The organism is Alistipes sp. UBA1686, from assembly GCF_002320215.1.
Classification (GTDB): Bacteria; Bacteroidota; Bacteroidia; order Bacteroidales; family Rikenellaceae; genus Alistipes; species Alistipes onderdonkii.
This window is the reverse complement of sequence record NZ_DCKA01000011.1, coordinates 40,765-56,069: the sequence shown is the minus strand read 5'-3', so window position 1 is coordinate 56,069 and position 15,305 is coordinate 40,765. Positions and strand designations below refer to the sequence as shown.

General features: G+C 61.0%; 8 protein-coding genes. All 8 read right to left on the bottom strand.

From position 1 onward, the window contains the following. Nucleotides 1–5: 5 nt before the first annotated feature. Nucleotides 6–3,356, bottom strand: coding sequence for a SusC/RagA family TonB-linked outer membrane protein (locus tag B3C38_RS03970; RefSeq protein ID WP_286725571.1), 3,351 nt, complete (start codon nucleotides 3,354–3,356; stop codon nucleotides 6–8). Between the two features lie 81 nt (nucleotides 3,357–3,437). Beyond that, nucleotides 3,438–6,095, bottom strand: a complete 2,658-nt coding sequence (locus B3C38_RS03965; protein WP_286725568.1) for a BACON domain-containing protein — start codon at nucleotides 6,093–6,095, stop codon at nucleotides 3,438–3,440. A gap of 21 nt (nucleotides 6,096–6,116) precedes the next feature. Beyond that, nucleotides 6,117–8,333, bottom strand: a complete 2,217-nt coding sequence (locus B3C38_RS03960; protein WP_286725567.1) for a calcineurin-like phosphoesterase family protein — start codon at nucleotides 8,331–8,333, stop codon at nucleotides 6,117–6,119. 36 nt (nucleotides 8,334–8,369) lie between these two features. Further along, nucleotides 8,370–9,788 (bottom strand): calcineurin-like phosphoesterase family protein, encoded by a 1,419-nt coding sequence (locus B3C38_RS03955; protein WP_286725565.1) that lies wholly within the window; start codon nucleotides 9,786–9,788, stop codon nucleotides 8,370–8,372. 491 nt (nucleotides 9,789–10,279) lie between these two features. Continuing rightward, nucleotides 10,280–11,629 (bottom strand): sodium-dependent transporter, encoded by a 1,350-nt coding sequence (locus tag B3C38_RS03950; protein ID WP_022333848.1) that lies wholly within the window; start codon nucleotides 11,627–11,629, stop codon nucleotides 10,280–10,282. 55 nt (nucleotides 11,630–11,684) lie between these two features. After that, the gene (folB, locus tag B3C38_RS03945; protein ID WP_018696138.1) at nucleotides 11,685–12,038 is read right to left on the bottom strand and encodes a dihydroneopterin aldolase; all 354 of its coding nucleotides are present in this window, start codon (nucleotides 12,036–12,038) and stop codon (nucleotides 11,685–11,687) included. A gap of 1 nt (nucleotide 12,039) precedes the next feature. After that, nucleotides 12,040–13,338: a tyrosine--tRNA ligase gene (tyrS, locus tag B3C38_RS03940; RefSeq protein WP_022333847.1), complete on the bottom strand. Its 1,299-nt coding sequence runs from the start codon at nucleotides 13,336–13,338 to the stop codon at nucleotides 12,040–12,042. A gap of 18 nt (nucleotides 13,339–13,356) precedes the next feature. Then, nucleotides 13,357–15,300 carry a DNA polymerase III subunit gamma/tau gene (gene dnaX / locus B3C38_RS03935; RefSeq protein WP_286725557.1) on the bottom strand — a complete coding sequence of 648 codons (1,944 nt, stop codon included), beginning with the start codon at nucleotides 15,298–15,300 and terminating at the stop codon, nucleotides 13,357–13,359. Between the last annotated feature and the right edge of the window lie 5 nt (nucleotides 15,301–15,305).

Here is a 15,305-nt window from a genome sequence, read left to right as displayed (position 1 = left end):
CGGTTTTAGAACTGAAGTTTGATGTTGATACCGTAGGTACGCGTCATCGGGAAGGTGACGGTTTCGATACCGGGGTAAATGTTCGTACCGTTGACCAGACCCGCCGCCTCGGGATCGAACTGCGGCCAGTCGGTGATGCAGAAGAGGTTGGTGGCGAAGAACCCGATCGACGCGCCCTGCAGGAACCGGGTCTTGGCCATCAGGTGTTTGGGCAGCTGGTAGTCGATGCGCAACTCCTTGAACTTGAGGAAGTCGGTGCTGAACGTGTTTTCGCGGCCGTTGTCGCGTACCCATTTGTAGGACTGGTAGTAGGTGTAGATGTTCTCCGTGACGGCGGTGTTCTTCTGGTAGGAAACCGTGCCGTCGCCGTTGTCCACGGCGTTGACGCCCTGCAGAACCAGGCCGTCGTCACGTCCGGCGAGCGAGTTCTTCAGTTTGCCCTGGTACGAGAGTGCGAAGTTGGTCACCGAGTAGGCCACGCCGCCGACCTGCGCCGTGAACTGCGCGCTCAGCGAGAGGTTCTTGTAGCGGAACGTCGTGCCGAAGCCTGCCTTCCAGTCGGGGATTACGCTGCCCAGGTGCTCGAACTTCTTGGAGTCGGTCTCCTTGGTCAGCAGCGGGTAGCCGGTCTTGGCGTTGATGATCTGCATGCCCGAGCAGTCGACCTGGTTGCCGTTTTCGTCCGTGTAGGTCGAACCCTCCGGCGCGTACTCGTAGTGGCTGGCCGAATAGAGCTGGTGCATGGACTTGCCCACGTACGAGTAGACGAATATACGGCTGCCGATGGTCGTCGAGGTCGAGGTCTGCAACGGCGTTGCGGGATCCCATCCGTTCTGCAGCTCGTTGAGTTTGTTCTTGTTGAGCGACCAGTTGCCGTTGATCTCCCAGTTGATGTCCTTCGTGCGGACGGGAACCATGCGGAACGTGACCTCGACACCCTTGTTGGTAATCAGGCCGGCGTTCATCTTGCGGGACGTACTGCCTGTTTCGGCGCTCGTTTCGGCGCTGATGATCTGGTTGCGGGTGCTGGTCTTGTAGAGCGCCACGTCGACATTGAGCCGGTTGCCCAGGAACTTGGTTTCCAGGCCGACTTCCCAGCTGCTGGTCTTTTCCGGGAGGATGTACGGGTAGTTGCTGGCCGTAGGCAGCGTGACGCCGCCCGGATAGTCCGTGGTCGAGTAGTCGTCGTAGAGCGAGAAGACCGAAGTGTCGTTACCCACCTGTGCCCACGAACCGCGCAGCTTGATCATGTTGACATGAGGGGAGTTGATCTTGAACGCCTTGTCGAGCAGGATGCTGGCCGATACCGACGGGTAGAAATAGCTCCAGTTGGAGGGAGCCAGCGTCGATGACCAGTCGTTGCGGGCCGTGAGGTCGAGGAAGTAGGTGTCGTCCCACGACAGGTTGACGAAGCCGTAAAGGCTGTTGGTCTGCCGGTTGCTGCGGTAGGGCGACGTGTCGAGGGCTACCGCGGCGTTGGCGAACGAATACATGCCGGGGCCTTCGCTGCTCAGCTGCGAGGCGGTGATGGTGGTCGAGTAGTACTTGTTGCGCAGGACGCTGCCGCCGAACGCCGCCGTGACGCCGAAGCGATCCCACAGCTTGTTGTACTTGAGCAGGAAGTCCGAGTTGTAGTCGTAGCGGCGGATGGTCTTCTCGCGGTACATGCCGTAGCGGTTGTCGAGCGACATGAAGGGTTTCTGCTGCGAGCGCCATTCGATATTGGCGTCGAAGCCGCCGCGCAGCGTGAAGGTCAGCTCGGGCAGGATCGTGAAGTCGATGCTCACGTTGCCGAAGATACGGTCACGATCCAGTTTGTTCAGCTCCTCGTACAGCGTGCGGTAGGGGTTGTGGCCCTCGAGGCTGTTGTAGATAAGCCCCGAAGTGGTGTTGTACTTGTCCTCGCCACTGCCTGCCAGGTAGTTGGCGTAGGTATAACGGCCCTGCATGTACTCGTCGCGGTAAGCCGAGATGGGGTTGGTGTTGTAGCCCCAGATCAGGCCGTACATGGGCGAACCCTGGCTGTAACCCGACATGGGCATGTTGTCGCTGTTCTTGCGGATGTAGTTGACCTTTGCCGCCAGTTTGATGGCCTTGCTGATCTTCTGGTTCAGGGCCAGTGCGAAGGTCTGCTGTTCGTAGCCCGAGTTGGGCGTGATCCAGTCGTTGCGCAGGTCGGTGAACGAGAAGCGCGTGCTCGTACCCTTGCCCGTCGAACCGTCGATGGTCACCGAGTTGCTCCACGTAACGCCCGTTTCGAAGAGGCCGGTGAACCAGTCGTCGGCGTATACCCACGGCAGGGGGGTGAACTCCCCGGTCTCCCAGTTCTTCGACATGTAGAGGTAGCGCAGCTTGCTGGAGTCGAAATGCTCGCCGTACGTGTAGCGCGAAATCTGCTGGCGGACGGGCTGCCCGTCATAGGTCATCGTGCCGGGAAGGCCCCATGCCGATGCGACGCGGTTGGTGAGCGACGTGGTGACGGCCGAGGGGCCGTATTCCTCCTGGAATTCGGGCCAGAAGCCTGCGGTCTCGAAGGTCACCGAACCGTTGTAGGTAACGCCGATACCGCGCTGTTCGCGGCCCGACTTGGTGGTGATGAGCACCACGCCGTTCTGGCCCATCGAACCATAAAGCGCGGCTGCGGCGGGGCCCTTGAGGACGGAGACGTTCTCGATGTCGTCGGGGTTGAGGTCGGAGATCGGGTTACCGAAGTCCACCGGGGCGTTGCTGTTGGCGTAGTTGGCGCCCGAACCGGATGCTACCGAGCCGTTGCTCATCGGGATACCGTCGATGACGAACAGCGCTTCGTTGGCGCCGTAGTTGAGCGACGTGTCGCCGCGCAGCGTCACACGTACCGTACCGCCGGGGCCGGTGCCCGCTGAGGACATCGACATACCGGCGACCTTGCCGTTGAGCCCCGTCACCCAGTTGCTCGATATGGATTTGGTGAGTTCGTCGCCCGAGACTTTCGAAACGGCATAGCCGACCGATTTCTCCGAGCGGGTCAGGCCGAGTGCCGTGACGACCACTTCGTCGATCTTCTGCGCCGATTCTTTCAGCGTGACATTGACCGTGGTGCGGCTTCCGACCGTGACCTCCTGCGGGTCATAGCCCAGCGACTGGAAGACCAGCACGTCGTTGTCGCTGCCCACATGGATCGTATAGGTTCCGTCTGCGTTCGAAATCGTGCCTGTCGCAGTCCCCTTCAGGATGACGGTGGCCCCGACGAGCGGGCTTTTGCCGTCCGTGTCGAACACGATGCCCGTGATGTTGCGGCTTTGGGCCCAGGCGGCCGAAGCGACCAGCAACATTACCGCGGTTGCCAAAGCATTCCGTATGTATGTTTTAAGCTTCATATTGTTGATTTTTTTTGATTCGGGTTTTTTTGTCGAACGGCTGCGGTCGTCCTGCGGGCGGCCGCAGCCGTCAAGGTCGGTTTAGGGTACGATCTGTATTCTCGGGCTGTCGGCCGTTCCGGCTCCGGCCCAGCGCATCGTCCCGCCGTTGGGCTTGGCGAGTGCGCCCTTGCCGCTGGCCTGCCAGTTGGCCGCGCAGACGAACCGGAATTCGATGTTGCCGCCGGAGATCGCATTGGCATAGGTGACCGTCACGTCGACCGTGATGTTGGTCTTCCCGTCGGCTTTCATGGCGTGGGTGTAGGAGACCTCTTCCCCCGTTTCCGTGGTCGTTTGCAATGCCGCGGCGGGTTTCCAGGTGCCGCCGTCGTTGTACTCCATCCGCCAGAATTTGTGGCCGGTGGCTGAGGTGCGGGTGATCGCCGTGAAGCGGACTTTGGTGCCTGCGTCGAGGTTCGTCACTGGGACGGCGAACGTCCAGTAGTCGCCCGGCCAGCCGCCCGTGATGTACGGATGGCCCGTACCGCCGACGATGCGTTCGCATTTCTTGTCAGGATCGCTCGGTGCCGTGTGCGTATAGGAGAGGTACCCCGGCCCCGACTGGGCCAGCACCGTGTTGTACGGGCTGTCGGGCCCGCCCTTGAAGTCCTGGGCGTAGTTGTCCATATCCTCTTCCGAGAACGACCATTGTACGGGAGACGCCAAGTCCCATTTCACCGTTCCTGGCGATACGGGCTGCTGCGAAAGCGCGATCTTCTCGGTAAGGGTTGCATCGCCCTCGGCCGCCGTGATCGTAAACTCGCCGAAGCGGCGGAACGAGAGGTTCTGCTCAAGCGCCTTGACCGTTACCTCCACGTCGGTGTTGGCGGCACCCTGCCCGGGGCTCACCTCGTACCATGCCGCAGCGCCCGATGGGGCGATCGTCCAGGGATAGGGGGCGTTGACCGTGAATTTCACCTCGGCACCCGATTCTGCGGGGTTGTCGCTGAGCTCCAGCGTATTGTCCGTCAGCCCTTCGATGGTGATCTGTGCCCCGGAAGCCTGCGTGACGGCAACCTTCTCGATCTCTGCGCCTTCCGACTTGATGATGATATGGCCCGTGCGGCTTTCGCCTCCGGAGTTCCTGCCTACTTCCACCTTGGTGGTGATGTAGGGCAGCCCCGTGGCCTTGACGGTCGCCACGCCGTTCGAGAGCGATGCGCCGTTGTTGGCGCCCGTTACCGTCGACGGGTCTGCGTCGCCGCAGCGTACGGTGGTGATCGTCAGCCAGTCGCAGTCGGTCTCTGCCGTCCAGGCCTTGTTGACGCGCACCGAGCAGGTCAGCGTGCCGCCTTCGGCAACCACCATGCTGTTGGCATCGAAGAGACTCGGATCGGAAGTGTTGACGATCTCCTTGTCTAACGGGGTGACGAGTGCCTCCGGTGCCGGGGCTTCGGGGTTCTCGTCCTTGGCGCGCGTCACGGTGATGTTGTCCAGGTAGAGGCGGCACTTCACTTCGCGCTCGCTGCCGAAGGTGATGCGGGTTTCGTTCGTAGCGCCGTAGACGATCAGCGAGTAGCGCGTCCACTCCCAGACGTTCTTCACTTCGACCAGCGCGGAGGTTTCCACCAGGTCGCCGATCGTGCCGGGGCCTTCGATCGTGACGTCCATGTGGTCATCGCCGTTGTCCACCGTGCCGCCTGCCGACGAATAGGCGGCTGCGTCGAACTGCACGAGCAGCGTCGCGGCCTTGCCGGCGTCGATGCCCGTGAGCGCGGGAATCGTGATGGCGCCCATGTTGGCGGTCTTACCCAGCTTGACATGGCCTTCGTAACGGGCATATACCGAGGGGGTGTAGGTGTAGCCCTTGGCCGCTACGGCCTCTTTCATCCCGTCGGTCGAAAGGGCGAACTCGTTGCCGTTCGTGCCGTCGATCGATACGCTCGGCCAGCCGTACTTGGTGTAGGGGCTCACCCAGTTGTCGGGAATCCACTGGAAGTCGTCGCTGAAGAAGACGTATCCCTCGGCATGCGTGTCCTTGGGCATGTAGGGCGCCTGAACCAGCTCGATGATCTCTTCGGCGGTGTTCTCGCCGAATTCGGCGTCACCGGCCGTGATCGTGATTTTCGACTCGTGGCGTTCGTCGGTGGTGTTGGCCTTGGGCGTGATGGTGACTTGGGCCGCAGAGCCGGCCTTGCCGCTCTTGGGCGCTACCGTCAGCCAGGTCTCGTTCTCCACCGTGAGCGTCCAGTCGTAGGATGTCTCGACGGTGAAGACCACCGGATCCGTATCTTCGGCTTCGAATGCCAGCAGGCGTTCGTCGAGCCCCGTTATCACGATGCCGGCCGCCAGGTAGGCGTCCTGCGAAAGCGGGATGCTCTTCTCCGTCAGGCAGGGATGGAGGTTGTTGCCGCTGTTGGCGCGGATGGTGAATTCGCCGTCGCGCGCCTCGCCCTGGTTCAGGGCCGGGGTGACGGTGACCTGGATATTCTGGCCCGCCTCGCCCTTGTTCGGGGTGACGACGAACCAGCCTGCGGTCTTGGTGATCTCCCAGGGCGCGTCGACGTTCATGGTGAATGTATGCGGGGTCAGTGCCGAATAGAGGAACTTCAGTCCTGCATCGGGCAGGTTTTCGGTGGAGAGTGCCGGGGGAATGGGGTTCCCCGAATCCCCTTCGGTGTCGTCGTCGCTGCACGCCGCGGCTCCCAGGAGCGTGACGCATAATAATGACCACAACCATTTGTTCATTATACGCTTCATTGTCTTAAGGTTTTTTGAGGGTTATTTGGTCACGTCGGTCGTGAGCGCCTTGGGCCGGGTCATCGACTCCGTGCTAACGTTGCCGAAGCGGTCGGTAACCGATATCTCCAGCGTGGAAGACGCCGAGGAGGCCGTAACCTCGAACATATGCATGCAGGAGGTCGAGGGGAAGGTGAGCGTGCCGTTGTTGGCCGCGCCGCGCGGGATGTCGTACGAAATGCTGTGCAGCGGGTCTTTCTTGCTCCAGACCTGTTTCACGTCGAGCGGGGTTCCGTTCTCCGTCACGGTGACCGTCCAGCCCGGCTCGTAGGCCCAGACGTTGATGTAGACGGCATTTTCGCCCACCGTCGAATAATCCTTGTCGCGGTTTCGCATGTCGTTGCCTGCGGCGAAGGCCTTGAGTGCCGTGGCGTCGGTGGCCCAGTACTCCTTGACCTCGTTCATGTCGTAGGTGATGAACTGCTTTTCGATGGGAAGCCCCGTGGCTTTGTACTGCCATCTGAGGTCGGTTCCGTCGACCGTGAAGATCTTGTAACCCGCGGGCGAACCGTCGGTGCAGACGTTGTTGTTGCCGTACTGCTGCGTCCACCACCAGGTGCCGCAGACCGCCGCGATGTTCTGCTCGTAGACGTTCGCATAGGTCGGCGACTGGATATTGCGGTTCACGTGCGTGTGCCCCGTGACGAAAGTCACGTTGCTGAAGCCGGCGAAGCAGCTCAGGATTTTGTCGATGTCGGCCTGGGTCTGGAGCGCTACGCTCACGCCGCCGCTTCCGCTGTACGAGTAAAGCGGGCAGTGGCATCCCACGACGATCGGGGTCGATTTGTCGACATGGGTGAGTTCCTCCTTGAGCCATGCCAGCTGCCGGTCGTCGAAGCGGCGGTTGTAATTGCGCGAACCGACCGTACCCTGCGAGCCGCCCGTGTTGAGGTACTCGGTGTTGTCGAGCATGATGTAGTGTATCCGGCCGATGTTCATGGCGTAGTAAACCGGGCCCATGTGTTGGCGGTAGGGGCCTTCGGCGCCGAAATCGGAGGCTACATAGGGGTCGTTGTCGTGGTTACCCATCACCGACCACATCTGGAAATTGAAATCCTCGACGGTCTGCTTGCATTCGGGCAGCGCCCACTTGTTGTCGTACCAGTAGCCGTCCCACGAGAAATCGCCCAGGTTGAGGCAGTATACCTTTCCGGGTGCGGCGGAGTTGTAGGCCGATGTCAGCTCCTTGACGAAGCCGTCGGCGAACTGAACGTAATCTTTCGGGGTGTTGCGGTTGGCCAGGTGCATGTCCGTGGCCACGAGCATGGTGTGGGAGTCGTTGTCGGCCCTGAGCAGCTGGAAGTCGAGTTGTTCGACGGTGTTTGCGTCGAGCGTGCAGGGCTGCCAGAACTGGGGCATCGCCTTGACGGTGGGGACGTCATAGCCCGCAGGCAGGATGACGAAGGCGAGTTCGTTGCGTTTTTCGGAATTGAGCCAATAGAAACCGTTGGCGTCGGTCTTGGTGATCAGGTCGCCGTCCGAGACAAGGACGTCGGCGATGCCTTGTCCTGCCAGGTGGACGATACCCTTGATCGTCGCGCCCTCCTTGTCCGGTACGGTGACGCCGCCCAGGGAGAGGTTGAGCTTGGCGGAGCCCAGTGCCTGCTCTTCTGCGCCGCGCTGCAGGGTGAATTCGCAGTCGCCGTCGGCGGCGTTCTGGGGAATGGTGAAGGTCAGCGAAGAATCGTCAGCACCCTTGACCGGCGCTTCGAACTTCCCCCCCCCTTGCTCCAATAGGAGTTTGTCCGTAGCCATGAACCCGCGGCCGCGGATCACGGCGTCGCCGCCCCAGTTGCCCGAGATGGTCTTGCCCAGGTCGACGTCGATGGCCAGTTGTACGGTCATCTTGCTCGATCCGAGCACCTGGTAGTCCTGTGCCCGGTTGAGCACGACCTTATAGACGGTCTGGTCTGCCGCGCCGTCGGGTATGACAAACGTCAGCAGTTTTTCCGATGCTACCGTGGTCGCTGCCGGGAGATCCTCGCCGGCGCGTAACGCGATGGCGTCGCCTTGGGCGAAGCCGTAGCCGGAAACGGAAACCTCCATCCCGCGGTAGACGGTCATCGAGGTCGGAATAACTACATCGGTGACCAGCCGGCCATCGTTGTAGATCTCCTTGTCGCTGTCGTCACAACCGGCCAGTCCGACCGGCAGGGCGACGAGCAGCAACCCGGCGATTAAAGTAATCAGTTTTTTCATAGGCTATTGATGATTTTGGTGTTGGTGTCCTGTATGTCAGTCGGTGTGCCCGAGTGCGATGCGCTCCGAGTAGCGGCGGCCGAATCGGTCGGTGGCGACCACCTCCACCTCGCGGGCCGATGCCGAGGGGCGTGCCGTGAAATAGAAGTTCGTCGGGCGTGGGCGCTGGACTTTGGAGATTTTCCTCCCGGCGGCCTTCAGCGAATCGATGTGTGCGGTATAATCGGGGTCGTCGAGCGTCGTACGCTGCATGGCGCCGCGGTAACGGCCGTCCTCATACCATACGACCGTCCAGTACGAATCCCAGTTCCACACCTTTGCCACGACGCTGGCCGGGTGCTTGGCCACCTGGCCGGGGTGCCATACGCGGATCTGCCGTGCCGGGGACTCGCCCAGGCTCCGGTATTCCCACGAGAATTCCCCGCCGCATTCGCGGAACAGCTGGAAGCCCTTGGGCGTACCGTCCCAGTTGATCGGATCCCACCAGAGGTTGCCGCAGACCTGCGCTACGTTGTGCTCCGTGACCCCCTCGCGGATGTCGTAATTCGAGTTGAGGTGCGTATGCCCGGTGATGAAGTGCAGTTCGTGCCCGGCGAAGGCGTCCATCAGCCTCTCGGCCGACTCCATGACGCGGTTCCCGAGCCACGATTTCATGGCCGGGGCATGCATCGCGATGCAGACGCGCGACCCTGCAGGCAGGCGTTCCGCATAGGCGGCGGCCCAGCGCAGTTGCATTGTGTCGATCTGCTCCTCGTATTTCTTCGCGCCGTGGTAAACGATGTCGTCGAGTACGATATAGTGTGTGCGCCCCATGTCGAAGGCATAATAGGTGGGGCCGAAATGGCGGCGGTAGTTTTCCGTCGCCTCGCGGTCGGTGTATTTGTTCAGGTCGTGGTCGTGGTTGCCGATCACGCCGTATACGGGTACCCCGAGCCCGGCGAACTCCGCTTTCACGCCTGCGAAGAGTTCAGGGGAGTCCCATACGATGTCCCCGAGCACGATCGCGGCCTGGTTCGCGCCCCGCGTCCTCCCGTTATCGGTTGCCGCCTGCAATGCGGGCATGACTTCGCTCCGTAACCGCCGGAAATGCTCTTCGGTCTTAGGCTGCGGGTCGGCGATCGCCAGCAGTTCGTAGCATCCGTCCGGGCCGGGCCACGGTTGCAATTCGAAGTCGTAGCGTTTGGCCGCCGGGTCGTATGCGCGGTAGAATTGCGGGATGCCCCCATCGAGCGGAGCCAGGTAGCCGGACGGGGTCACCAGACTGATGAACAGCGCCTGGTCGTCGGCATCGAGCGTGAATATGCCCTGCTCATCGCTTTGCGTGAACGTATAACCGTCGGTTACGGCCACGCCGCCCATCGGCTTTCCGCCGCATTTGACCGATCCCCGTATCGGGCGGGCTGCGGCTACGGCGCCGAGGCTGCAGGCCAGCAGGAAAAGTAACAGGTTTTTCATGGCCGGGTCTTTTCGAATGGTTTCTTTATATTATAGGTGGGAGCCTGTGTCGCTCCGGCTGCAAAAATATTTTAATAATTGGCTTCGTGCGTCGTTGTCACCGGAATGTAATCCTTTTTTCATACCCTGGCAATCGGCTGCTGCTGCGAAAGCTTGTCACTGAAACGGATGCAGGCCGCGGGTGCTGCCCGCGGTTTGCCTTTTACGGTCGTGATTGGATCTCGTGCCGCTTTTTACCTTTTTTGGGTTTTTCGGTTGTATTTGTGTTTTTTATTGTGATGTGTAATATTTTTAATTTCATTATGAAACAAAAATAAATCTTTAATTTTATTTTCCAAAATAAAACACAAAAAAACTGGGCGAAATGTCTGCTTTTTTGAGAAAGAGTGGTTTTGAATCGAAATGTACGCCCTCCATTCCGTCCTGGCCGCGGAAATAAAAATCCCCGGACTTTCCGAAGTCCGGGGTCGGGGAAACGCGTGTCGGCCGTGTCAGAATACGCCGAGGTTGTCGAGGAAGATCAGCAGCAGCACGGCCGGGCAGACGTAGCGGAGCAGGAAGCTGAACAGGCCGTAGATGCGGAATTTCAGCTCTCCGTCGTTGGTGATCTGTGCCTTGAGGATGTGGTGGTCGAGCTTCCAGCCCACGAAGATGCAGGTGAAAAGCCCGCCTGCCGGCAGTAGGATGTTGGCCGTCAGGAAGTCGAGCGAATCGAAAAGTGAGAGCCCGGCGATCTTCCAACTGCCCAACGCACCCAGCGACAGCGATGCCAGCGACGCCAGGGCGGCCGTGGCGGCAGTCGTCAGCCATGCCGCAGCCTTGCGGCTCAGGTGCCACTCCTCGTGCAGGTAGACCGTGACTACCTCGTGCAGCGAGATGGTCGAGGTGAGTGCTGCGACGACCAGCAGCAGGAAGAAAATCGACGACCACACCATGCTCAGCGGCATGCCGTTGAAGATACTCGGCAGGGTGATGAATACGAGCGACGGCCCCGACGAAGGCTCGATGCCTACGCTGAATACCGCCGGGAAGATCACCACGCCGGCCAGTATGGCCACCAGCGTGTCGAGGATGGTGACGTTGAGCGCCGTGTGGCGCAGGTTCGTGTCCGGTTTGAAATACGAGGCGTAGGTCACCATCGTGCCGATGCCGATCGAAAGCGAGAAGAACGCCTGCCCCAGTGCGACGAGCACGGTCGTGGGCGTCACCTTCGAGAAGTCGGGGGCGAAGAGGAACTTCAGCCCGGCTTCCCCGCCCGGCATCAGCAGCGAATGTACCGACAGTACGATCAGAATCAGGAACAGCAGCGGCATGAGGATTTTAGCCGAGCGTTCGATGCCTTTCTGCACGCCCATGGCGATCACGAAATGGGTTGCGAGGACGAACAGGCAGGTGTAGACGACCGGCCTCCAGGGATTGCTGATAAAGTTCTCGAAGAGACTCTTGTACTGCTCGGCGGTCGAGAAACGGGCGATACTGCCCGTCACCGAGTGTACCATGTATTCGGCCGTCCATCCCGATACTACGAAGTAGAACCCCAGGATCAGGAATGCGGCCAGCACGCCGTTGTAACCCAGAAAACTCCACCGTGGGTTCAGCGCCCGGTAGGCACCCACGGCATTGCGGTGCGAAGCACGCCCCACGGTGAACTCCGCGATCATGAGCGGCAGCCCCAGCAGCAGGACGCAAAGGATGTAGATTATCAGAAATGCCCCGCCGCCGTTGTCCCCGGCTACATAGGGGAAGCGCCAGATGTTGCCCAGCCCCACGGAACTTCCCGCGGCGACCAGCACGGCGCTCAATTTGCCACCCAAGGTGGCGCGACTCTCCTTGTGATGCATAACCTAACCTGTTTATTATCGCAAACGGGTGTGCGCATGCATGCGCACACCCGCCCTATTTCTCCAGCACGACGCTCACCTTCTCGAGCTTTCCGCCCAGCGGCGGCGCCAGTTTCGAGACGGTGCATTTTACGTGCCGCACCTGCGGGAAGGTGGCGTAAACTGCCTCGATGATGTTCGTCGCCACCCGCTCGATGGTGTGCTGCGTGATTCGCATCTGCATCTCGACGACTTCGTAGGCCGTCAGGTAGTTGACGGTCTTGCGCACGTCGTCGTCCGTGGCCGCATGGCCCAGTTCGGCCGTCAGTTCCAGGTCGACCGTGAAGCGGTTGCCTACCTTGCGTTCCAGCTCGTAGCAGCCGTGCAGCGCGTGGAATTCCATGCGCGTCAGGACGATGCGGTATTCCATGCTACTCGGCGATTACGAGGTAGTAGTTCTTCTTACCCCTCTGTACGAGCAGGTATTTGCCGGCGATCAGGTCGGCCTCGCCCACCGTACGTGCCGGGTCGGCGACCTTCTCCTTGTTGAGCGACACGCCGCCGCCCTGCACCATCTTGCGGCATTCGCCCTTCGAGGGAAACACCTGCGTTTTTTCGGCGCACAGATCGACGAACGGCAGGCCCAGCTCGGCACGGGCGATGCGGAACTGCGGCACGCCCTCGAACACCTGCAACAGGGTCTCTTCGTCTATTTTGCGCAGCGCCTCCGACGTCGAGCCGCCGAAGAGGATCGCCGAGGCTTCGACCGCCTTTTCGTACTCCTCCCTGGAGTGGATCATCGTGGTGATCTCCTGCGCCAGCCGCTTTTGCAGTACGCGCAGGTGGGGCGCCGCCTCGTGTTCGGCGGTCAGCGCCTCGACGGTTTCACGGTCTAACAGCGTGAAGATGCGGATGTAACGCTTGGCGTCCTCGTCGCTGACGTTGAGCCAGAACTGGTAGAACTTGTAGGGCGAGGTATAGCGCGCATCGAGCCATACGTTGCCGCTCTCGGTCTTGCCGAATTTCGTACCGTCGGCCTTGGTGATGAGCGGGCAGGTGATGGCGAATGCTTCGGCCTCGTTGCCCAGTTTGCGGCGGATCAGCTCCGTTCCGGTGGTGATGTTGCCCCACTGGTCGGCGCCGCCCAGCTGCACCTTGCAGTTCATCGTCTGGTAGAGGTGCAGGAAGTCGAAGCCCTGTACCAGCTGGTAGGTGAACTCGGTGAACGACATGCCGTCGCCCTCGCCGCTGAACCGTTTCTTGACCGAATCTTTGGCCATCATGTAGTTGACGGTGATGCACTTGCCGATATCGCGGATGAATTCCAGAAACGAAATGTCCTTCATCCAGTCGTAGTTGTTCACCAGCACGGCCGCGTTCGGGGCGTCCGACTCGAAGTCGAGCAGTTTGGCCAGCTGGCGCTTGATCGCCTCCTGGTTGTGGCGCAGCGTGGGTTCGTCGAGCAGGTTGCGCTCCTGCGACTTGCCCGAGGGGTCGCCGATCATGCCCGTCGCGCCGCCTATAAGCGCCAGCGGACGGTGGCCGCACATCTGGAAATGCTTGAGGATCATTACGCCCACCAGGTGGCCGATATGCAGCGAGTCGGCCGTGGGGTCGATGCCCAGGTAGGCCGTCGTCATCTCTTTTTCGAGTTGTTCCTTCGCGCCGGGCATGATCGTGTGGATCATCCCGCGCCATTCGAGTTCTTCGATGAAATTCTTTGTTGCCATTTTTATTGTTCGTTCTTTTTATTCTACTTCCAAGTCCAGTGCTTTGCGGAGTTCCGCGACGAGCGGGTTCTTCTCCGTGATGTAGCGGACGCGGTCTTCGAGCTTGATCGGGCGTGCCGCCCGGATCTCTTCATTGACCGTGACCTCCAGTTCGATCATACCCTCGATGCCCGCCAGTTCGGCGATGCGCATCAGCATCCCGGTCTTGCTGCGCAGGATCTCCTCGCGCAGCTCCGTCGTCGGTACGCTCACCGAGATCGTGTTGTCGCGGAACGTCATCAGCTCGAAAGCCGGCACGAAGCGCGGGCGTTTCTCCTTGATGAGGTTCAGTATCCTGCTGCGGGCGTGCTCCAACTTTTCGGCACAGTCCGGGTCTATGCGCACGGTTTCGGGTTCGTCGGGCGTTTCGCCGTCCGACAGCTCCTCGTCGGGGTCGCCGCCTGCCGAGGCGAGCAGCTCCGAGAGCGACGCGCCCGAAATCAGCGGCCGCCGCATCATCCCCGGTGCAGGCTGTACCGGGAGTGTTCCCTGTGCAGCCGGGCCGGCGGAGGTACCCGCTGCCGGCCTTCCGGCCGGGGACGCGGCAGGCATTGCTGCGGACGTCGCTGCGGAAGGGGGTGCCGTTGCGGCTCCTGCTGCTTGCGCTGCCGGTTGTGCCGTTGCGCTTGCCGGGGCTGCGGGGTTGCCGGAGGCGCTTGTCGCCGGGGCGTTCGTTGCCGGATTGCCGGTCGCGGTAATCCCTGCCGATTGTGCCGTTGCGGCTGCTGGCTGCCCGGCCGCTGCCGGAGCCGCCGCAGATGCGGGGCCCGCCGTGCGGGGGGGGAGGGTAGGAAGGGGATATTCCCCGGAAGATGTCAGAGAGTCATTTTTTTTTTGGCCGAGCCCTGCGATCTTCATCAGGCCCAGCTCGACGAGCAACCGTTGGTTGGACGATTGCCGGATCTTCCCGTCGAGCTCCGTCAGGCAGGAGATGGCTCCGAACAGGAACTCGACACTGCAGGCGCCCGCCTGCGTCCGGTATCGTTCGAGCAGCGTCCCGGTCATTTCGATCAGCCGCAGCGTTTCGGGGCGCTTGGCCATCAGCAGGTCGCGCATGTGGCGGTTCAGCCCCGCCATGAAGGTCTGCCCCGAGAAACCCCGCGACAGCACGCTGTCGAAGGTCACCAGCGTATCGACATAGTTGCCCGCGAGCAGCATCTCCGTGACGCTGAAGTAGGTGTCGTAGTCCAGGACGTTGAGCGTCTGGGCGACGTTGCGGTAATCGAGCGCCTTGCCGCAGAACGACACGGCCTTGTCGAACATCGACAGGGCGTCGCGCATACCCCCGTCGGCTTTCTGGGCAATGAGGTTGAGCGACTCTTCGTCGGCTGCGATGCCCTCCTGCGAGGCGATGTATTTGAGGTATTCGACGCCGTCCTCGACGCGGATGCGATTGAAATCGTAGATTTGGCACCGCGAGAGGATGGTCGGGATGATCTTGTGTTTTTCGGTCGTCGCGAGAATGAAGATCGCATGTGCGGGCGGCTCTTCGAGCGTCTTGAGGAAGGCGTTGAACGCCGCCGCCGAGAGCATGTGCACCTCGTCGATGATGAATACCGAGTAGCGCCCTACCTGCGGGATGATGCGCACCTGTTCGATCAGCGTGCGGATATCTTCCACCGAGTTGTTCGACGCGGCGTCCAGCTCGTGGATGTTCAGCGAGCGCCCTTCGTTGAACGAACGGCACGATTCGCATTCGTTGCAGGCCTCCGATCCGTTGGGGTTCAGGCAGTTGATGGCCTTTGCGAAGATGCGGGCACAAGTGGTCTTTCCCACGCCGCGGGGGCCGCAGAACAGATAGGCATGTGCCAACTGCCCGCGCTCGATCGCATTTTTGAGCGTGGAGGTGATATGTTTTTGTCCGACGACCGAGGCGAAGGTCGCGGGGCGGTATTTCCGTGCGCTGACGATAAAATCACTCATAGTAG

What these genes read in the sequence shown, in the direction of transcription:
- B3C38_RS03955 (WP_286725565.1), bottom strand. Translation starts at nt 9,788, where the DNA reads ATGAAAAACCTGTTACTTTTCCTGCTGGCCTGCAGCCTCGGCGCCGTA.
- B3C38_RS03960 (WP_286725567.1), bottom strand. Translation starts at nt 8,333, where the DNA reads ATGAAAAAACTGATTACTTTAATCGCCGGGTTGCTGCTCGTCGCCCTG.
- folB (WP_018696138.1), bottom strand. Translation starts at nt 12,038, where the DNA reads ATGGAATACCGCATCGTCCTGACGCGCATGGAATTCCACGCGCTGCAC.
- B3C38_RS03950 (WP_022333848.1), bottom strand. Translation starts at nt 11,629, where the DNA reads ATGCATCACAAGGAGAGTCGCGCCACCTTGGGTGGCAAATTGAGCGCC.
- B3C38_RS03965 (WP_286725568.1), bottom strand. Translation starts at nt 6,095, where the DNA reads ATGAAGCGTATAATGAACAAATGGTTGTGGTCATTATTATGCGTCACG.
- B3C38_RS03970 (WP_286725571.1), bottom strand. Translation starts at nt 3,356, where the DNA reads ATGAAGCTTAAAACATACATACGGAATGCTTTGGCAACCGCGGTAATG.
- dnaX (WP_286725557.1), bottom strand. Translation starts at nt 15,300, where the DNA reads ATGAGTGATTTTATCGTCAGCGCACGGAAATACCGCCCCGCGACCTTC.
- tyrS (WP_022333847.1), bottom strand. Translation starts at nt 13,338, where the DNA reads ATGGCAACAAAGAATTTCATCGAAGAACTCGAATGGCGCGGGATGATC.